A 19,789-nucleotide genomic window follows, 5' to 3' on the forward strand; every position below is an offset into this window, starting at 1 on the left:
TCACGGAGGGCCGCACCCCGCTCGGGGTGCGGCCCTCCGTGCGTCCGGGCGTGTCGGGCGGGGCGTGGGCGGGTCGTAGGCTCGACGCATGACGGACGCCTCCACGACCTCGGTCCCACCCGTGCCCGACGACGCCGCGACCCCCTTGACAGCCCCGCCCGAGCGCGAGGTGCTCACGTGGGAGACCTTCGGCGTCGCCGCGCGCGAGCTCGCCGAGCAGGTCGTCGCGAGCGGGTTCCGCCCGGAGGTCGTCGTCGCGGTCGCCCGCGGCGGACTCCTGCCCGGCGGCGCGGTCGCGTACGCACTCGGGACCAAGGGCGTGGGCACGCTCAACGTCGAGTTCTACACCGACATCGGCCAGACCCTCACCGACCCGCGGGTGCTGCCGCCCCTCATGGACACGTCCGACCTGCCGGGCGCGCACGTGCTCGTGGTCGACGACGTCGCCGACTCGGGCCGGACGCTCGCCCTGGTCATGGACATGCTCAGCACCCATGGGGCCGAGGCCCGCTCCGCGGTGCTCTACACGAAGCCGCGCACGATCATCCAGCCGGACTACTCGTGGAAGGACACCGACCTCTGGATCACGTTCCCGTGGTCGGCCGACCCTCCCGTCGAGGGTGCGCAGTCCCGGCCGAACGACTGACCGGACGGCCGTCGTCGGTCAGCAGGTCCGGAAGGGCGCGAGCGTCGCGCGGACGGCGTCCGCCGCAGCCCCGGTCGGGGTCGAACTGCGCGACGACGGCTAGGTGCTGCCGGAGCTGGACGACGGGCAGGCGCTCCCGCCAGTCGTCGTCGAGGCCGGTGAGCTCCGCGTAGAGCCCGAAGAAGGCACCTGCCTCGGGCGGGGGCGCGGTCGTCCACACGTGGGCCAGGTCGACCTCCGGCCACGTGTAGGAGACGGCCGGGTCGATCAAGGCCGGGCGTCCGTCGGCGGTCGCCATGACGTTCGACGCCCACAGGTCGCCGTGCGTCAGGCAGGCTGGACCTCCCGGCAGCACCTCCGGGAGCCGCGCGCACAGACGCTCGAGCGCGGCGCGGTCCGCGGCGTCGAGGGCGGCGTCGACCCGCGGCTCGTCGAGCCAGCGCAGCAGGCGGTGCTGCGCGAAGAAGTCGAACCCGTCCTCCGTCCAGGTGTTCACCTGTCGACGGCGGCCGAGCCAGCCGTCCCGGTGCCAGCCGAAGCGCTCGCTGCGGGTCGTGGTGTGCACGTGCGCCAGCGAACGGGCGAGGTCTTCCCAGAAGGCCGGCGTCGAGGGCCGCGGGGCGAGCGCGGACAGCACGAGCAGGTCCGGGCCCGCGTGGACGACGTCCGGGGTCTCCAGCCCGGCGGCGCGGAGCGCAGCCAGGCCCTCGGCCTCGACCGTGAAGACGTCGTCGCCCGGTGCGTCCGTGTCGAACGCCTTGACGAACAGCGGCGCGCCGTCGACGCGCCGGGCCAGCCCGGCTGTCGCGGCGAGCCCGCCGCTCACCGGCTCGACCGAGGTCACGTCGTCGAGCCCTGCGGCGCGCAGCCGCTCCCTGAGCATGCCCATGGCGGGACTATGCCAGTCGCCGAGGGCCCGGACCCGCGGCTCTGCGCGGACCCGGGCCCTCGGCGCGAAGGCGGACGAGGGTCAGAAGTCCCAGTCGTCGTCCTCGGTGTTCACGGCCTTGCCGATGACGTACGACGAGCCGGACCCGGAGAAGAAGTCGTGGTTCTCGTCGGCGTTCGGCGACAGCGCCGAGAGGATCGCCGGGTTGACGTCCGTCTCGTCCTTGGGGAAGAGCGCCTCGTAACCGAGGTTCATGAGCGCCTTGTTGGCGTTGTACCGCAGGAACTTCTTGACGTCCTCGGTCAGCCCGACGCCGTCGTAGAGGTCCTCCGTGTACTGCACCTCGTTCTCGTACAGCTCGAAGAGCAGCTCGAACGTGTACGCCTTGAGCTCGTCGCGCTCCTCCGGGGAGAGCTTCTCGAGACCCTTCTGGAACTTGTAGCCGATGTAGTACCCGTGCACGGCCTCGTCGCGGATGATGAGGCGGATGAGGTCGGCCGTGTTCGTCAGTTTGGCGCGCGACGACCAGTACATCGGCAGGTAGAAGCCGGAGTAGAAGAGGAACGACTCGAGCAGCGTGCTCGCGACCTTGCGCTTGAGCGGCGAGTCGCCCTTGTAGTACTCCATGACGATCTCGGCCTTGCGCTGGAGGTTCGGGTTCTCCTCCGACCAGCGGAACGCGTCGTCGATCTCACGAGTGGAGCACAGCGTCGAGAAGATCGACGAGTAGCTCTTGGCGTGCACCGACTCCATGAACGCGATGTTGGTGTACACCGCTTCCTCGTGCGGCGTGATCGCGTCGGGGATGAGCGACACCGCACCGACCGTGCCCTGGATCGTGTCCAGCAGCGTCAGGCCGGTGAACACGCGCATCGTGAGCTCCTGCTCCTGCGCGGTGAGCGTGTTCCACGACTGGATGTCGTTCGACACCGGCACCTTCTCGGGCAGCCAGAAGTTCCCGACGAGGCGGTCCCACACCTCGAGGTCCTTCTCGTCCTCGAGACGGTTCCAGTTGATCGCGCTCACGCGATCGATGAGCTTGAGCTTCCCCGTGGGCGACATCTGCCTTCTTCTCTCCTGCTGACCCCGGACCGACCGGGATGACTTCGTGGGACCGGACCCTGCGCCGTCGGCCACGCCTCTCCGAGAGGGTGGCCGACGGCACCGGGCATCGAGGCAACCGGTGGCTGCCTCAGGCGACTACAGCATGCAGCTGACGCAACCCTCGACCTCCGTGCCCTCCAGGGCCATCTGACGGAGGCGGATGTAGTAGAGCGTCTTGATGCCCTTGCGCCACGCGTAGATCTGCGCGCGGTTGACGTCGCGCGTCGTGACCGTGTCCTTGAAGAACAGCGTGAGGCTCAGACCCTGGTCGACGTGCTGCGTCGCGGCGGCGTACGTGTCGATGATCTTCTCGTAGCCGATCTCGTACGCGTCCTCGTAGTACTCGAGGTTGTCGTTCGTCAGGTAGGGCGCCGGGTAGTAGACGCGCCCGATCTTGCCCTCCTTGCGGATCTCGATCTTCGACGGCACCGGGTGGATCGAGGACGTCGAGTTGTTGATGTAGGAGATCGAGCCCGTCGGCGGGACGGCCTGGAGGTTCTGGTTGTAGATCCCGTGCTCCATGACCGAGGCCTTGAGAGCCGCCCAGTCGTCCTGGGTCGGGATGTGCACGCCGGCGTCGGCGAAGAGCCGGCGAACGCGCTCGGTCGCGGGCTCCCACACGCGGTCGGTGTACTTGTCGAAGTACTCCCCCGTCGCGTACTTCGAGTCCTCGAAGCCGCCGAACGCACGCCCGCGCTCGATCGCGAGGCGGTTCGACGCCGCGATCGCGTGGTAGGCGACCGTGTAGAAGTAGATGTTCGTGAAGTCGATGCCCTCCTCGGACCCGTAGTGGATCCGCTCGCGCGCGAGGTAGCCGTGGAGGTTCATCTGGCCGAGACCGATCGCGTGGCCGGACTCGTTGGCCCGCTTGACCGACGGCACCGACTCGATGCTCGTCTGGTCGGAGACGGCGGTGAGCGCGCGGATCGCGGTGTCGATCGTCTTCGCGAAGTCGGGCGAGTCCATCGTCTTGGCGATGTTCAGCGAGCCGAGGTTGCAGGAGATGTCGCGGCCGACGTGGTCGTACGAGAGGTCCTCGTTGAACGTCGACGGCGTCGAGACCTGGAGGATCTCCGAGCACAGGTTCGAGTGGGTGATGCGGCCCTTGATCGGGTTCGCCTTGTTCACCGTGTCCTCGAACATGATGTACGGGTAGCCGGACTCGAACTGGAGCTCGGCGATCGTCTGGAAGAAGTCGCGCGCCTTGATCTTCGTCTTGCGGATGCGCGAGTCGTCGACCATCTCGTCGTACTTCTCGGTGATCGAGATGTCGGCGAACGGCTTGCCGTAGACGCGCTCGACGTCGTACGGCGAGAAGAGGTACATGTCCTCGTTCTTCTTCGCGAGCTCGAACGTGATGTCCGGGATCACGACGCCGAGCGACAGCGTCTTGATGCGGATCTTCTCGTCCGCGTTCTCGCGCTTGGTGTCGAGGAACCGCATGATGTCGGGGTGGTGCGCGTGCAGGTACACGGCACCGGCGCCCTGGCGCGCGCCGAGCTGGTTCGCGTAGGAGAACGAGTCCTCGAGCAGCTTCATCACGGGGATGACGCCGGACGACTGGTTCTCGATGTGCTTGATGGGCGCGCCGTGCTCGCGGATGTTCGACAGGAGCAGGGCGACGCCGCCGCCACGCTTGGAGAGCTGCAGCGCGGAGTTGATGCCGCGCGCGATGGACTCCATGTTGTCCTCGATGCGCAGCAGGAAGCAGGACACGGGCTCGCCGCGCTGCGCCTTGCCGACGTTGAGGAACGTGGGGGTCGCGGGCTGGAAGCGGCCCGAGATGACCTCTTCGACGATGTCCAGCGCCGCCTGCTCGTTGCCGTCGGCGAGGCCGAGCGCGACCATGCAGACGCGGTCCTCGAAGCGCTCGAGGTAGCGCTTCCCGTCGAACGTCTTGAGCGTGTACGACGTGTAGTACTTGAAGGCGCCGAGGAACGTCTCGAAGCGGAACTTCTTCGCGTAGGCGAACTCGAACAACGACTTCACGAACTCGCGGTCGTACTTCGCGAGGACGGCCGGGTCGTAGTACTTGTTCTCGACGAGGTAGTCCAGCTTCTCCGCGAGGTCGTGGAAGAAGACGGTGTTCTGGTTGACGTGCTGCAGGAAGTACTGCCGCGCGGCCTCACGGTCCTTGTCGAACTGGATCTCGCCGTTCGGGCCGTAGAGGTTGAGCATCGCGTTGAGCGCGTGGAAGTCGAGCTGGGTGCTCGCGAGCGGCACCTCGGTGACGGTGCCACCACCTGCCACGCTCACGCCGGAATCCGTGACTGTCGTTGCCAAAATCGTCCCAATCCGTCGCGGACGCGCGCGGCGTCCTCGGTTGTTCCCAGGAGTTCGAAGGCGTACAGGTAGGGCACCTGGCACTTCGCGGAGATGATGTCGCCGGCGATGCAGTAGGCCTCGCCGAAGTTGGTGTTGCCGGCGGCGATGACGCCGCGGATCAACGACCGGTTGTGCACGTCGTTGAGGAACTTCACGACCTGGCGCGGGACGGCACCGCCCTCGTTGCCGCCCCCGTAGGTCGGGACCATGAGCACGTACGGTTCCTCGACGCGCAGGAAGCCCTCGGTCGGACGCAGCGGGATGCGCTGGACGTCCATGCCGAGGGCCGGCAGGTCGAGCCGCTGGACGAACCGGTGCGTGTTCTCGCTGACGCTGGAGAAGTACACGAGCGACCCCACGGGGACGCACCTCCGTCCTGCCCTGCTCCGCCTGCTTCCTTACGGGTTTCCGGGCGCTCTCGCGGCGCTCCGGGGAGGCCGGTCAGGCGACGACCGGCGAGACCTTCTGCGCGAGGGCGGTGATCTGGTCGGGGCGGAACCCGGACCAGTGCTCGTCCCCGGCGACGACCACGGGAGCCTGCAGGTAGCCGAGCCCGCGCACGAGCTCGAGCGCCTCGGCGTCCTGGGTGATGTCCACGACGGAGTACTCGATGCCCTTCTTGTCGAGAGCGCGGTACGTCGCGTCGCACTGGACGCAGGCCGGCTTGCTGTAGACCGTGACGCTCATGGGGGTGGCTCCTCGTCTCGCGCTCTCGTCCGGGACGGTCCTCGGGGAGGGAGAAACATCCCTGACCTCGAAGGACACCGGTGGAACTACGTCTGTGTGATTCGCCAGGAGGCCTCCGGCCCCCTGGGTGTGCAACCACTATACCTAGTGGTCGAGACCGTGCCACTGCACTAGATGTCGTGGTGGAACTTCACCCCGGCGGGTGTGCTAGCCGTCATGGATCCATGGTCCCAGGCCCCTCCGACACTCCCCCGGAGTGCTCGTCCACAGCCCGTCGTCCACCGATCTGACCGGCCCGGAACGGCGTCTTCCCGCGGACGGCACGACGCCGTCCACAGGGTGGGGACGACGTCGGTCCACACCCTGTGCGGAGCCGTCGAGGCCTTTCCACCAGCCTGCACCCGCCTTCCTGAGGATGCGCCACCGCCCGCGCGAATCAGCCCAATCCGGACACGACGGCCGGTGAACTCGTCGGCGTGTCGTGCTTCTTCGGCGTGTCGCACCGCGCGCCGCGCCCGTGCGACAAAGGTCACCCCTCGGTGACGGCCCCCCGACGACCGCGCTCGACCGGGGCCGTGGTCGCGGACGAGCGCACGAAGGCCCGCCCGGCGGACCGGGCGGGCCTGTGAGGGGCGAGACGGCTCAGGCGGTCTCGTCGACCGTGGGGAGCGCGTTCGACGTCGCGAGCCGGCGGTACCAGTGCGCGGAGTCCTTCCACGTGCGCTCGAGAGTGTCGTAGTCGACGCGGATGATCCCGAAGCGGCGCTCGTACCCGTAGCCCCACTCGAAGTTGTCGAGCAGGGACCACGCGAAGTACCCGCGCACGTCGGCGCCCGCGTCGATCGCGGCGCCCACGGCGTCGACGTGGTCGTGCAGGTAGGCGACGCGGCGGTCGTCGTGCACGCGGGGGGTGCCGTCGGCGTCGACCGTGACCTCGTCGGCGAACGCGGCGCCGTTCTCGGTGACCATCATCGGCTGGTGCGGGTACGTCGTCGCCACGGACACGAGCAGCTCGGTCATGCCGGCGGGCTCGATGTTCCAGCCCATGGCGGTGTACGGGCCGGGCTGCTGGACGAACTCCACGTCGTCGACGCCGATCCACGGGCTGTGGCTCGACGCGCCGTGACCGTCGTTCTCGGACCGCTCGCCCTCGCCGGAGAAGTGGCGCACGCGCACGGTCGAGTAGTAGTTGACGCCGAGGATCGACAGCGGCTGGCGCACCGTCTCGAGGTCGCCCTCCCGCACGAACGACCAGTCGCTCACGTGCGCGGTGTCGGCGAGCAGGTCGGCGGGGTACTGGCCGTCGAGCATGGGCGCGAGGAACGCGCGGTTGGCGAGCGCGTCGATCTTCCGCACCGCGTCGAGGTCCGCGGCCGACGACGGGTCGTCGGGCCGGATGACGTGCAGGTTGAGCGTGACGGACGTCTTCGCGTCCTCGCCGAGCTCGTCGCGGATCGCCTGGACGGCGAGGCCGTGCGCGAGGTTGAGGTGGTGCACGGCCGCGAGCGCCGCGGCGGGCTCGGTGCGGCCGGGCGCGTGCACGCCGGAACCGTAGCCGAGGTAGGCGGAGCACCACGGCTCGTTGAGGGTCGTCCAGGTGTCGATCCGGTCCCCGAGCTCGCGCGCCATGTGGCGGGCGTACTCGGCGAACGCGTACGCGGTGTCGCGGTTCGCCCAGCCCCCGGCGTCCTCCAGCTCCTGCGGGAGGTCCCAGTGGTAGAGCGTGACGACGGGCTTGACGCCCTTCTCGAGCAGCGCGTCGACGAGGCGCGAGTAGAACGCGACGCCCTCGGGGTTGAGCGGGCCGGTACCGCCCGGCTGCACGCGCGACCACGAGATGGAGAACCGGTACGCGCCGAGGCCGAGGTCGGCGATGTGCTGCACGTCCTCCTGCCAGCGGTGGTAGTGGTCGTCCGCGACGTCGCCCGTGTCGCCGTTGAGCGTGCGGCCCGGGGTGTGGGAGTACGTGTCCCAGATGGACGGCGTGCGGCCGCCCTCGGCGGCGGCGCCCTCGATCTGGTAGGCGGCGGTCGCGGAGCCCCAGAGGAAGTCGGTCGGGAACGTGCGGCGGCCCGACGACGCGGGCGCGGCCTGCGCGTCGACGGCGACGGGGGCGGTGGTGTCGGTGGTCACGAGGGTCCTCGCTGGTCGGTCGTCGGACGACGTGGTCCGCGACGGTGGTCGGGTCGGTGGCCGGCGCAACGACGCCGGGCGGACGCGTCATGGGAGCGCTTCCATGGTGCGTCCGCCCAGGATACGTCCTCAGCCGAGGTCGAGAGTCACGCGCGTCGCGCCGTGCGCCTCGGCCGTCGCCGCGCCGGCCCGCACGGACCAGGCCGCGGGGGCGTCGTCGGACGAGACGGTGAGGGTCGCGCCCGACCGGCGCACGCGGAACGTGGCCCCGGCCGCGCCGTCCGACGGCGGGACGACCACGAGCTCGTCGTACCCGTCGGGCAGCTCGAACGCGTGCAGCGTGACGCCGTCGGCCCAGTCGTAGTCCGGCCGGTCGGCGCGGGCGCCGACCGGCAGGACGGTGCCCGGGCGCACGAGCACCGGGAGCGAGTCGAACCCGTGCGTCTCGGTGACCCAGCGCGGGCCGGTCACGGTCTCGCTCAGGGCGGGGCCGTCGTCGGGCTGGACGAGACGGGTCCACGTGCCCTCCGGCACGTAGTACTCCGCGCGGCCGTCCGCGCGGAACACCGGCGCGACGAGGAGCGCGTCGCCCAGCAGGTACTGCGTGTCCGCGGTGTACCCGGCGCGGTCGTGCGGGAGCTCGAGCACGAGCGGCCGCATCATCGGCACGCCGTCGGTGTGCGCCTCCTCGGCCACCCGCCCGAGGTACGGCATGAGCGAGAGCTTGAGGTGCGTGAACTTGCGCGTCACGTCGACGGCCTCGTCGTCGAACGCCCACGGGACCCGGACCGAACCCGAGCCGTGCAGGCGCGAGTGCGACGACAGCAGGCCGAACGCCGTCCAGCGCTTGAACACACCCGGGTCCGGCGTGCCCTCGAAGCCGCCCATGTCGTGGCTCCAGTAGCCGAAGCCCGACATCGACATCGACAGGCCGCCGCGCAGCGACTCGGCCATCGACGCGTACGTCGAGTCGCAGTCGCCGCCCCAGTGCACGGGGAACTGCTGGCCGCCCGCCGTCGCGGACCGCGCGAACAGCACCGCCTCGCCCTCGCCGCGCTTGCGCTCGAGCAGCCGGAAGACCGCCTCGTTGTAGAGCTGGGCGTAGTAGTTGTGCATCTTGCGCGGGTCGGAGCCGTCGTGCCACGCGATGCCGTCGACGGGGATCCGCTCGCCGAAGTCGGTCTTGAAGCAGTCGACGCCCTGGTCGAGCAGGCCCTCGAGCTTGCCCACGTACCACGCGGTCGCGTCGGGGTTGGTGAAGTCCACCAGGCCCATGCCCGCCTGCCACAGGTCCCACTGCCACACGGACCCGTCCTCGCGCTGCACGAGGAAGCCCTGCTCCGCGGCCTCCGCGAAGAGGGGCGAGCGCTGCGCGACGTACGGGTTGATCCACACGCACACCTTGAGCCCGCGGTCGTGCAGGCGCCGGAGCATGCCCTCGGGGTCGGGGAACGTGCGCGGGTCCCACTCGAAGTCGACCCACTGGTACTCGCGCATCCAGAAGCAGTCGAAGTGGAACACCGACAGCGGCAGGTCGCGCTCGGCCATGCCGTCGATGAAGCCGTTCACGGTCTGCTCGTCGTAGCTCGTCGTGAACGAGGTCGTGAGCCACAGGCCGAACGACCACGCCGGCACGCGCGCGGGGCGGCCCGTCAGCGCCGTGTACCGGCGCAGCACGTCCTTGGGCGTCGGGCCCTGGATGACCAGGTACTCCAGCGACTGCCCCTCGACGGAGAACTGGACGCGCGTGTTCACCTCGGAGGCGACCTCGAACGAGACCTTCTCCGGGTGCTCGACGAACACCCCGTAGCCCTTGGTCGTGAGGTAGAGCGGCACGGACTTGTACGCCTGCTCGCTCGACGTGCCGCCGTCCTCGTTCCAGATGTCCACGACCTGGCCGTTCTTGACGAACGGGCCGAACCGCTCCCCCAGGCCGTACACGAGCTCGCCCGGCTCGAGCGCGAGCTGCTCGTGCGTCCACGCGCCGCCGTCGTCCGACGTGACGTGCCCGACCGACTTCGGCAGCGAGGAGGTCAGCACCTCGCCGTCCGCCTCGAAGTCCACGCGCCAGCGGTCGCCCCGGTGCACGCGCACCGCGAGGTCCTTGGACCGCAGGACGGCGACGTCGTCGTGCACCTCGACCTCGGGGCGGAACCCGGGCTCGCCGGTCACCTGGAACGCCGGGCCCCGGCGCACCGCGCCCTGGTGGTGCTCGACGCGCACGCGGATCACACCGGGTGCGGGCGAGGAGTACGTCGTCGTGAGCATCGGGCGGTTGAGCGTGTCGCCCCGGCCGCGGATCTTGGCCGTCGGCGCGTACACGGTGAGCGTGCCGGCCGCCTCGTCCGCGCGGACGTCGTCGACCTCGACCGCGTACAGCGGGTGCATGCCGGGTCGGACCTGCCAGTACCCGTCGGTGAACTTCATGGGTGGTGCTTCCTTCGTCGGTGCGTATCGGTGTCTCGGGGCGTCAGGCCGGAGGCCTCACTTGACGGCGCCGGCCGTCACGCCGCGGGTGAGGGTGCGCTGGAAGATGAGGAAGAAGATCAGCGCGGGGATCAGCGAGACGAGCGCGCCCGCGTTGGTCGTCGGGGCGTCCATCATCCGGTCGCCCTGGAGCGACGCGAGCGCGATGGGGATCGTCTGGGTGTCGTTGGTCGTGAGCATGACCAGCGGGATGAAGAACTCGTTCCACGTCCAGATGAAGAAGAAGATCATGAGGACGCCGAGCGTCGGCCGGACGATCGGGTACACGACCTGCCACAGGATGCGCCAGCGGCCGGCGCCGTCGAGCTGCGCCGCCTCGAGGAGCGCGGGCGGGAACGTCCCGAGCACGGACGAGAGCAGGTAGGTGCCGAACGCCGCCTGGATGACCGTGAAGATGATGATGATCGACCACTGCGAGTTCGACAGGCCGACCTTCTGCGCCATGTCGAACAGCGGGTAGATGAGCGCCTCCTGCGGCAGCATGTTCGCCACGAGGAACAGCGTGACGATCCACAGCCGGCCCTTGATGCGGCCGACGCCGATCGCGTACGCGCTGAGGAGCGACAGGAGCGTGCCGAACACGGCGACGAGCGCGGAGATGAAGACGGAGTTCCAGAGCTTCTGCGGGAAGTTCGTGCGCGTCCAGAAGTTCTGCACGCCGTCGAGGTAGAGCTCGCTCGGGAGGCTCAGCGGCCCGTCCTGGGAGTACTCGGCCGGGGACTTGAACGCGTTGAGCACCATGATGACGAACGGCGACAGCATGAGGAGCGCGACGAGCACCGCCGCGGCGAGCACGAACCAGCGGCCGATCCCGCGGCGGTAGCGCTCGTCCTGCCGCGTGGCGCGCAGGGCGCGGCGGGGGCGGCACGCGCGGGCGCCCGGCGCCACGGCGTCCGCGGGGGTGGTGGTGACGGTGGACATCAGCGGCCCTCCTGCTCACGACGCTCGGCGCGGCTCTGCAGCGCGAGGATCACGACGGCGACGACGATGATGACGAGGGTGAGCACGGTCGCCACCGCGGCGCCGTAGCCGACCTTCGACTTGTCGAAGAAGTTCAGGTACGAGTAGTAGCTCGGGACGAGCGTGGAGCTCTCGGGGCCGCCGCGCGTGAGCACGTAGATGGGCCCGAAGACCTTGAGCGCCGCGACGGTGCAGGTGAGCGTGACGACGAACGTCTCGGGACGGATCTGCGGGATCGTGATGGCCCCGAAGCGCCGCCACCAGCCGGCGCCGTCGAGCTCGGCGGCCTCGTAGAGCTCGGGGTCCACGCGCTGGAGCGCGGACATGAAGATGACGACCGGGTAGCCGATCTGCACCCAGATGAGCACGAGCATGACGCTCGGCAGCGCGGTCGAGGTGTCGCCCAGCCAGTTCGGCGGGTTCTCGACCCCGATCCCGCGCAGCATGACGTTGAGCGCGCCGGTCTGGGCGTTGAGGATCCAGTTCCACAGCACGCCGGCCACGGCGACCGGGAGGATCTGGGGCAGGTAGTACGTCGCGCGCAGGAACGCCGCGACACGGGGCCCGAACCGGCGGCCGAGGTAGTCGAACAGCACCGCGGCGAGCACGAGGCCGACGAGGGTCGGTACGACGACCATCGCGAGGATCATCGCGATGGAGTTCTGGAACGAGGTCCAGAACGCCGAGTCGTGCATCAGGTCGGCGTAGTTCCCCAGCCCGTACCAGCGCATCGGCGCCATGCCGCCACGCCACTTGAACAGGCTGTAGTAGACGTTCATCGCGAACGGGTAGCCGATCACGACGACGAACGCCACCGCGCCGGGCAGGAGGTAGGGCAGGTACGGGAGCCAGGCGGGCCGGCGACGACGGCGGCGTGCCGTGCTCGCGCGCGACGCCTCGGGCGCGGGTCCGGGCCCGGCCTCGGGCACGGTGTCGGTGCGGGTGGTCATGACGGTCTCTTTCGCGGGAGGTCCTCGGGCGGTGCTCGGGTGGTGCCCGGGCGGCCGGCCGACGCAGGTGCCGGCCGGCCGCCCGGGACGGGCGGTTCCGCTCAGCTGTCGAGCAGGTCCGCCTTGCCGTCCACGTAGGCGGACTCGAGGCCGTCGAGCACCTCGGTCGGCGACTTCGACTGGTTGATGAGCGACTGGAGCTCGCTGACGATCACGTCGTAGTAGCCGGGCACGGGCCAGTCGGGGTAGAACGCGAGGCCGTCGTCGTCGAGGATCGCCTGGAAGTTCTCGGTGAGCTGCTGCGTGCGCTCGTCCGTGATCACGGACGCGTCACCGGCGACGGGCAGGCCGCCCTTCTCCGCGAGGATGTTCTGCACCTCGGGGCGCAGCGTGACGTCGATGAACTCCTCGGCGAGGTCGGGCGAGTCCGCGTTCGCGGGGACGACCCACAGGTTGCCGGACGAGCCGACCTGGAGCGTGTTGCCGGGGAAGTTGAACTGGCCCCAGTCGGCGTCCATCTCCTCGACGATGCGGCCGAACCACCACGAGCCGGAGACCATCATCGGGTAGGTGCCGTTGATGAACGAGACGCCCATGTCCTCGGCGGTGAGCGCCGCGGAGTCGGACGCCACGTAGCCGTCCTTGATCCAGGAGTCGAGCTTCTCGGTCGCCTGCGTCATCTCGGGACCGTGGAAGTCGGGGTCGCCGTCGAAGAGCTGGTACTGGTCGATGAAGTCCCGGTCCGAGTTCGCGAGCACGAGCTCGTACCAGAGCTGGCCCATCGGGTACTCGGCACCGGCCTCGGCGAGCGGCGTCACGCCCTGGGCCTTGAAGGCCTGCATGACGGTCTCGAGCTCCTCAAGCGTCGTCGGCACCTCGAGCCCGTACTGGGCGAACATGTCCTTGTTGTAGTAGACCTGCACGAACTCGCCGTAGTTCGGGACGCCGTACCACTCGCCCGAGCCCATGAGGCCCTGGTCGTCGTAGGTCGCGGTCGTCTGGAGCGAGCCGCTGAGCTTCTCGTCCCAGCCGCGCTCGGTCGCCGCGTCGGTGAGCGGGGTCAGCAGGCCCTGCGCGGCGAGCTGGCCGGCGGTCGCGTTGCCCTTGTTGTACTCCATGACGTCCGGCACGTCGTCGCCGGTGAGGACGATCTTGGCGTTCTTCTGGATCTGCTCGAACGTCTGCTTCTCGACGACGACGTCGACGTCCGGGTTCTCCTCCTCGAAGATCTCGATCGCCTTGGCCCAGGCCTGGCCCATGGCCGAGTCCTCGTTCTCGTAGTGCCAGATCGTCAGGGTCTGGTCGTCGGACCCGCCGCTGCCGCCGGAGCTCCCGCACGCCCCGAGGGCGAGTGGGAGCGCTGCCACGGCAGCGACGAGCGAGATCTTCCGGGATCGCAGCATGTGCGTGTCCTCCTCATCGAGTTCCGGCGGGGGCCGGAGGGCGGCCGGGCGTCGCCCGGCCGGTCGGTGTTCAGCGAGCCGCGGGCTCGGGGTCGTCGTCCGGTGCCCGGCCGGCCGCGGGGGCGACGCTGCTGCCGGGCTCGAGGACGCACGGGATGAGCACGTTCGGTGTGCTCGGACGGGAGCCGTCCACGAGGGACAGCAGCTTGTGCACGCCCAGGCGGCCGAGCTCGGCCCCGGGGGCGTGCATGGTGGTGAGCGGCGGGTTGCTCATCTCCCCGACGCCGGGCGACGTGACGATCGACAGGATCGACATGTCGCCGGGGATCGCGACGCCGCGCTGCTGGAGCTCGGCTACGACGCCGAACGTCGCGATCTCGTTCATGGTGACGAACGCCGTGAGGCGGGGCTCACGCGCAAGCAGCGTCGCGACGGCGTCGCGGCCGGCGCTCGGCGACTCGTCGACGCGCAGCGCGACCGGCTCGAGCCCGCGACGGCGCATCGCCGCCTCGAAGCCCTCCTCGGCACGGAACGTCGGCGCGTAGCCGTCGTCCGCCGTCGCCTGCGAGTGGTTGACGAGCGCCACGTGCCGATGCCCCAGGTCGACGAGGTGCTGGACCGCGTCGTCCGTCGTGCGCTCGAAGTCGATGTCGACCGACGGCCGGTCGGAGACGTCCCGCGTCCGGCCGATCATCGTGTACGGGACGCCGGCCTCGTGCAGCACGTCGACCCGCGCGTCGTCGAGCGCGACCTCCATGAGCAGGACGCCGTCCGCCATCCCCTGGCGCACGAGGTCGCGGACCTCCGGCGCCTGGGTCGTGCGGAAGGGCCACAGGACCAGGTGGTAGCCGTTCTCGCGCGCGGTCTCCGCCGCCGACGAGACGAACTCCGCGACCGTGCCGCCGAGGCCCTTCTCCATCGCGGGGTAGATGAGGGCGAGCACGTGGCTGCGGCGGGACGCGAGGCCGCGGGCCATCGCGTTGGGCTGGTAGCCGAGCTCGGCCATGGCGTCCTCGATGCGCCGACGCGTGGCGTCGGAGACCGGACGCGTGCCGGACAGCGCGTACGAGACCGTGCTCAGCGAGACCTGCGCGCGTCGCGCCACGTCCTGCATCGTCGCCATCCTCACCACTCCCCTGTGGTCCGGTCCCGCACCTCGGCCGTCGAAGCGCTTCGTCGAAACGCGTCGTCGAAGCGCTTCGATGTTACGAGTATTGGTTGAACAAATGGGTGGAGTCAAGTCCGTCGTGCGAGAGCACGCTCTCTCGTTTCCGCGGGCGCGCCGACCTGCGAGGACGTCCGGACGCGCACGAGCCGCCGGGCGGCAGCACCGCCCGGCGGCTCGACCGGTCCCCGGTGGGCCCGGGGTCAGGCGGAGAGGTCGACGCTCTCTCCGCCGCGCAGCACCTCGCGCACGCGCAGGTCGCCGTCCGTCACGACGACGTCGGCACGCAGCCCCGCGACCAGCCCGCCGCGGTCGTCGAGACCGAGCACCCCGGCCGGGGTCCACGACGCCGCGCGGACCGCGTCGACGAGCGGCACGCCCGCCTCGACCGTCTCGCGCACGACGTCGAGCAGGTGGTAGGTGCCGCCGGCGATGGCCCCGCCGTCGGTGAGACGCGCGACGCCGTGCGCGACCGTGACGCGCATCGGGCCGAGCTCGTACGCGCCGTCCGCCATGCCCGCCGCGGCCATCGCGTCCGTGACGAGCGCGACGGCGTCGGGCCCGGCGACCGCGCCGTCCGCCCCCACGTGCGGGCCGACGAGCTCGACGACGCTGCGGATCGTGCCGTGCGCGAGGTGGGTGCCGTCGGCGACGAGCTCGACGACCATCTCGCCGCGCGCGGCCGCCGCGAGGCACGCGGCCACGGGCCCCGGCTCGCGGTGGTGCAGCGGGCGCATCCCGTTGAACAGGTGCGTCGCGGTCAGCCGCGCGCCCGGCCGGCCCGCCGCGGCGAAGGCCGCGACGCCCGCGGCGATCGCCGCCTCGGTCTGCTCGGTCGTCGCGTCCGTGTGCCCGATCGAGGGCACGGCGCCGACCTCGACGAGCGTCTCGATCACTCCCCCGGGCCCGACGACGCCCGGCACCTCGGGCGCGACCGTCATGGTGCGCAGGTGCCCGCGTGCCGCGGCGGCGATCGCGCGGACGAGCTCCGGGTCGCCGTCGAGCATGTCGTGCGGGTTCTGGGCGCCGCACCGTACCTCCGAGAGGAACGGGCCCTCGAGGTGGATGCCGACGATCTCGCCCGCCTCCGCGAGGTCGGCGAGCGTCGCCGCGCGGGCGAGCAGGACGTCGCGCGGCGCGGTCACGAGCGACGCGACGAGGCTCGTGGTGCCGTGCCGCAGGTGCTCGCGCGCCCCGCCGAGCGCCTCGGCCGCGCTCGTCGCGTCGGGGAAGCTCGACCCGCCGCCGCCGTGGTCGTGCACGTCCACGAGGCCCGGGAGCAGGGTCGCCCCGTCCCCGGCGGGCACCTCGGGGAACCCGACGGCCGCCGCCTCCGCGCGCGGGCCGACCCACGCGACGAGTCCGTCGCGGACGGCCACGACGCCGTCGTCGAGCACCCCGTCCGGGGTGACGACGCGACCCGCGAGGACGCGCGCGGTGCCGGGCTGCTGGTCGGGACGAGGGCTGCGGACGGCGTCGGTCATGGTGCCATTCTGGCGCACTTCGTACACCCGGCGTGCAAACCTCTCGGGTCAGCCGTCCGACGCCTCGAGGAGCCGTCGCGCGCCCCGCCCGAGGTGCAGGGCGAACAGCCGCTGGAACGTCGGCACGGCGAACGAGAACGGCCGCACCCACCACAGCACGGGACGGCTGAAGACGTCGATGCGCCACCACAGGTCGCCGGCGTCGTCGCGCTCGACGGCGAACCGCTCCTCCCCCACGAAGGCGTGGCCCGGGAGCGTCCCGTAGGCGAAACCCACGCGTCGCTCGGTGCGCTCGACCCACACGACCTCGCACGGCTCGTGCAGCCGCAGGCGCCCGACGCCGAGCAAGGTCGTGACCCGCACGCCCGGGGAGGCGACCGGGGCGTCCGTCTCGAGCCGCACGCGTGCCGCGGCGTGCACCTGCCACGTGAGGAGCTGCTCGCCCAGCCGGGCGAGGTCCTCGGGCGGCCGGGCGCGGTCGGTGAGGCGGCGCCGCACGTGCAGGTGCCGGTACCCGGCGGGCCAGCGGTCCGTGCGCGTCGCCCCGACCTCGGGGTAGGTGAACGTCATGCCGTGCTCCTCTCGGCCCCCGGGCGGGGGCTCGTCGGGTCCGGGTCCCCTGCCGGGGACGGGGTCGTGCCGTCACGGGCGAGCTGCCGGACGCCGAGCAGTGCGCACAGCACGAAGCCGAGCGCGTTCCCGACCCCGTGCGTCGCGGCCATGACGTCGAGGCTCGGGTGCGCGAACCCGAGGGCCTCGCCCCCCGCCCACCACAGCGCGAGCACCATCGACGCGCTCACGACGACGGCCGCCGTGCCGAGCAGCGCCCGGGCCGCGGCCGGCCGTCCGCCGGGGCGCGCGAGCGACCGCACGACGGCGGCCGCCGTCGCCCACAGCGCGAGCGTGAGGACGACCGCCCCGACGAGCTCGGCGACGTCGCCCACGAAGTACCCGACGAGGACGAGCGCCGTCCCGGCCGGGACGCCCCAGGCGCCCGCGGTCGCGAGCCGGTCGCCCGGGGCGAGCCGCGCGACCGCGCCGGCGACGAGCGCCGCCCCGAAGCCCGCGTAGAGCATGTGCGGCACCGTGAGGGCGAGGTACGTGCCCGAGAACCCGAGCAGACCCCACTCCGCGCGCTCAGCGACGAGTGCGCTCGCCCCGACCGCGGGCAGCACGAGCGCGGTGACGGTCGCGACCCGGACGGCGAGGTCGACGCGCGGCGCCAGGCCGCCCGCACGGTCACCCGGCACGACGGCGTGCGCGCGCCCCGGGCGGGCGGGAGGCGCCACGTCGCGCAGCGTGCGCACGGCGAGGCGGACGCCCGCCCCGAGCAGGACGGCGGACGCGAGGACGAAGGGCAGCGTCAGCACGACGGCCAGCCGGCTGTGCGGCAGCAGGAGGCTCACGACGGCGGCGGCGCCGGCGAGCGGCCACGCGGCGCTGCGCGGCGCCGGGACGACCTGCGGCCCGAGGAGCCGGAGACCGAGCGGGAGCACGACCACCGCGCCGAGCGCCACGAGCAGACCGACGACCGCCTCCCCCGCCGGGCTCACGACGACGCCCCCCGGGTCGGGGCCGGCGCCGAGACGTCCTGGACGAGGCGCAGGGCGTCGTCGACCACCCCGCGGGCGACCGGGAGGCGTGCCAGCCGGACGAGGCTGCCGACGAGCGCCGCACCGCCGTCGACGAGGCGGCGCGTGCGCGCGAACCCGGGCGAGGAGTCGTAGACCCAGAAGAGCGTGATGCCGAGCTGCGCCAGCCAGAGCAGCTCCGGCAGGCGCGCCCGGAGGTGCGCCGGGACGCGCGACGACGTCCCCGCCACGACCTCCTCGAAGAGGTCGCGCGAGAGGTCGCGCGCGTCGGTCGACGCTGCCGAGAACGGGCTCGCGTCGGAGCCCGGACGGATCGCGACCGAGACGAACTCCGCGCCGAAGGCGTGGAAGGGGGCGAACGCGTCGATCGCCGCGCCCCACACGCCGCGCAGCCGGTCGGCGAGCGACCCGCCCGCCGCGAGGACCGGCGCGGCGAGCACGGCGTGCTCGCGCTGCACGTCGAGGTAGAGCTCCTGGACGAGCGCGTCCTTGGACGGGAAGTGGTAGTACGCGTTCCCCGTGCTCACGCCCGCCTCCGCCGCGACGGCGCGCATCGTCGTGCGCTCGTAGCCGACGTCGCGCAGCATCCGGATCGCGACGTCGCGCAGGTGCGCGCGGGTCCGCTCGGACTTCGGCGTCGCGCTCATGCGTCAGGGCCTTTTTTGAACATGTTCAAAAACTACCACGGCACGGTCCTGGCGGGACGAGCAGGCGATGGTGGCTCGTCCGGGGGTCAGGACGGACCACGACCGCCCGCTCGGCGGTGGGACGAGCGTCAGAAGAGACGCGAGTCGACGTCGTCGACGCCGCGCATCGCGTCGTAGTCGAGCACGAGGCAGCCGATGCCGCGGTCCGTCGCGAGCACGCGCGCCTGCGGCTTGATCTCCTGCGCGGCGAACACGCCGCGCACGGGCGCGAGCAGCGGGTCGCGGTTGAGCAGCTCGAGGTAGCGCGTGAGCTGCTCGACGCCGTCGATGTCGCCCCGGCGCTTGATCTCGACCGCGACCGTCGCGCCGAGCGGGTCCTTGGCGAGGATGTCGACGGGACCGATCGCCGTCGGGTACTCGCGGCGCACGAGGGTGTGGCCCGAGCCGAGCAGCTCGATCTGCGCGGCCAGCATCTCCTGGAGGTGCGCCTCGACGCCGTCCTTGACGAGCCCCGGGTCGACGCCGAGCTCGTGCGAGCTGTCGTGCTGCACCTCGTGCAGCTCGATCTCCAGCCGGTCGTCGCTCTTCGCGTGCTGCACGGCCCAGACCTCCGTGACGCCGCGCTCGCGCGCCTCGTCGGAGGGCGCGCGCACCGCGAGCGAGCACGGCGGGCTCATCCAGTTCAGCGGCTTGTACGACCCGCCGTCCGAGTGCAGCAGCACGCTCCCGTCGGCCTTGACGATGAGCACGCGCGTCGCGAGCGGCAGGTGGGCGGACAGGCGGCCCGTGTAGCGGGCGGAGCAGCGGGCGACGACGAGGCGCATGAGGCGGGTCCTCCGGGTCGGTGGTGGGCGGTCCGGTCACGGCGTCTGCCCCCGGGGCGACGCCTCAGACGACGACGTCGCGCCGCCCCGGAGGCGCGGCCTCCAGCCAGGAGGCGAGGCCCTCGTAGGCGGCCCGCGACATCGTGAGCTCGAAGTCCTGGCCGCGGTAGCGGCAGCGGACGAGGTAGGTGTCGGACGCCTCGCCGGCGAGCGGCTCACGGCCCGCGATGACGAGGTCGTAGCGGGACCAGGTGCGGGCGGGCCGCAGCGACACGGACCACAGCCGCCACCAGTCGATGCGGCCGACGCCGTAGTGCGCGATGCCCGCGACCCACGGGGCCCCGGGGGCGCCCGCGCGCCGCGCGCCGCACTCGAACGAGCCGACGCGGTGCGACAGGGCGCGCAGACGCCACACCCCCAGCCCGATCGCGACAAGGACGAGGACGAGCAGTCCGAGCGCGATCCAGGCCAGGGGCGTCATGGTCGGGCGGAG

At 71.5% G+C, this 19,789-nt stretch carries 18 protein-coding genes; 1 reads left to right on the forward strand and 17 read right to left on the reverse strand.

All coding sequences use genetic code 11. The annotated features are described in order from the left end of the window. Positions 1-88: 88 nt before the first annotated feature. Positions 89-646 carry a phosphoribosyltransferase gene (locus tag ACI769_RS10780; protein ID WP_085387563.1) on the forward strand — a complete coding sequence of 186 codons (558 nt, stop codon included), beginning with the start codon at positions 89-91 and terminating at the stop codon, positions 644-646. Here ACI769_RS10780 and ACI769_RS10785 read toward each other — a convergent pair. The 17 genes from ACI769_RS10785 to ACI769_RS10865 form a co-directional block, all read right to left on the reverse strand. After that, positions 585-1,535, reverse strand: coding sequence for a fructosamine kinase family protein (locus ACI769_RS10785; protein WP_232322746.1), 951 nt, complete (start codon positions 1,533-1,535; stop codon positions 585-587). The genes ACI769_RS10780 and ACI769_RS10785 overlap by 62 nt on opposite strands. Before the next feature lie 81 nt (positions 1,536-1,616). Continuing rightward, positions 1,617-2,597, reverse strand: a complete 981-nt coding sequence (gene nrdF / locus ACI769_RS10790) for a class 1b ribonucleoside-diphosphate reductase subunit beta (RefSeq protein ID WP_021480852.1) — start codon at positions 2,595-2,597, stop codon at positions 1,617-1,619. Between the two features lie 138 nt (positions 2,598-2,735). Then, positions 2,736-4,922: a class 1b ribonucleoside-diphosphate reductase subunit alpha gene (gene nrdE / locus ACI769_RS10795; protein WP_076406009.1), complete on the reverse strand. Its 2,187-nt coding sequence runs from the start codon at positions 4,920-4,922 to the stop codon at positions 2,736-2,738. Next, positions 4,892-5,323: a class Ib ribonucleoside-diphosphate reductase assembly flavoprotein NrdI gene (nrdI, locus tag ACI769_RS10800; RefSeq protein WP_043653197.1), complete on the reverse strand. Its 432-nt coding sequence runs from the start codon at positions 5,321-5,323 to the stop codon at positions 4,892-4,894. Before nrdI ends, nrdE begins: the two co-directional genes overlap by 31 nt. Before the next feature lie 82 nt (positions 5,324-5,405). Beyond that, a complete protein-coding gene (gene nrdH / locus ACI769_RS10805) occupies positions 5,406-5,651 on the reverse strand; it encodes a glutaredoxin-like protein NrdH (protein WP_021480849.1) in 246 nt (81 codons plus the stop codon). 642 nt (positions 5,652-6,293) lie between these two features. Then, a complete protein-coding gene (locus ACI769_RS10810; RefSeq protein WP_051027856.1) occupies positions 6,294-7,784 on the reverse strand; it encodes a GH1 family beta-glucosidase in 1,491 nt (496 codons plus the stop codon). A 129-nt stretch (positions 7,785-7,913) separates the two neighbouring features. Further along, positions 7,914-10,211, reverse strand: coding sequence for an alpha-xylosidase (gene yicI, locus ACI769_RS10815; RefSeq protein WP_409141571.1), 2,298 nt, complete (start codon positions 10,209-10,211; stop codon positions 7,914-7,916). Between the two features lie 57 nt (positions 10,212-10,268). Continuing rightward, the gene (locus ACI769_RS10820) at positions 10,269-11,192 is read right to left on the reverse strand and encodes a carbohydrate ABC transporter permease (protein WP_409141572.1); all 924 of its coding nucleotides are present in this window, start codon (positions 11,190-11,192) and stop codon (positions 10,269-10,271) included. Continuing rightward, complete coding sequence (locus tag ACI769_RS10825) at positions 11,192-12,181, reverse strand: carbohydrate ABC transporter permease (protein ID WP_081895893.1); 990 nt, start codon at positions 12,179-12,181, stop codon at positions 11,192-11,194. Before ACI769_RS10825 ends, ACI769_RS10820 begins: the two co-directional genes overlap by 1 nt. A gap of 101 nt (positions 12,182-12,282) precedes the next feature. Further along, on the reverse strand, positions 12,283-13,584 hold the full coding sequence (locus tag ACI769_RS10830; RefSeq protein WP_043653192.1) for an ABC transporter substrate-binding protein: 1,302 nt from the start codon (positions 13,582-13,584) through the stop codon (positions 12,283-12,285). Between the two features lie 70 nt (positions 13,585-13,654). Beyond that, entirely contained in the window at positions 13,655-14,707 is a 1,053-nt protein-coding gene (locus tag ACI769_RS10835) for a LacI family DNA-binding transcriptional regulator (protein ID WP_137281218.1), read from the reverse strand. Positions 14,708-14,952: 245 nt separating this feature from the next. Beyond that, positions 14,953-16,233, reverse strand: coding sequence for an N-acetylglucosamine-6-phosphate deacetylase (locus ACI769_RS10840; protein ID WP_409141573.1), 1,281 nt, complete (start codon positions 16,231-16,233; stop codon positions 14,953-14,955). 48 nt (positions 16,234-16,281) lie between these two features. Further along, positions 16,282-16,803 carry a DUF1990 family protein gene (locus tag ACI769_RS10845; RefSeq protein WP_114554274.1) on the reverse strand — a complete coding sequence of 174 codons (522 nt, stop codon included), beginning with the start codon at positions 16,801-16,803 and terminating at the stop codon, positions 16,282-16,284. Further along, positions 16,800-17,786 (reverse strand): YndJ family transporter, encoded by a 987-nt coding sequence (locus ACI769_RS10850; protein ID WP_409141574.1) that lies wholly within the window; start codon positions 17,784-17,786, stop codon positions 16,800-16,802. The genes ACI769_RS10845 and ACI769_RS10850 overlap by 4 nt, the downstream gene beginning before the upstream one ends. After that, positions 17,783-18,472 (reverse strand): TetR/AcrR family transcriptional regulator, encoded by a 690-nt coding sequence (locus ACI769_RS10855; protein ID WP_043655654.1) that lies wholly within the window; start codon positions 18,470-18,472, stop codon positions 17,783-17,785. Before ACI769_RS10855 ends, ACI769_RS10850 begins: the two co-directional genes overlap by 4 nt. Before the next feature lie 128 nt (positions 18,473-18,600). Continuing rightward, positions 18,601-19,296 carry an endonuclease NucS gene (nucS, locus tag ACI769_RS10860; protein ID WP_021480889.1) on the reverse strand — a complete coding sequence of 232 codons (696 nt, stop codon included), beginning with the start codon at positions 19,294-19,296 and terminating at the stop codon, positions 18,601-18,603. A 64-nt stretch (positions 19,297-19,360) separates the two neighbouring features. After that, positions 19,361-19,777 carry a DUF2550 domain-containing protein gene (locus ACI769_RS10865; protein WP_034653511.1) on the reverse strand — a complete coding sequence of 139 codons (417 nt, stop codon included), beginning with the start codon at positions 19,775-19,777 and terminating at the stop codon, positions 19,361-19,363. Between the last annotated feature and the right edge of the window lie 12 nt (positions 19,778-19,789).

The organism is Cellulosimicrobium sp. RS (assembly GCF_046159675.1).
Taxonomy (GTDB): Bacteria; Actinomycetota; Actinomycetes; order Actinomycetales; family Cellulomonadaceae; genus Cellulosimicrobium; species Cellulosimicrobium funkei.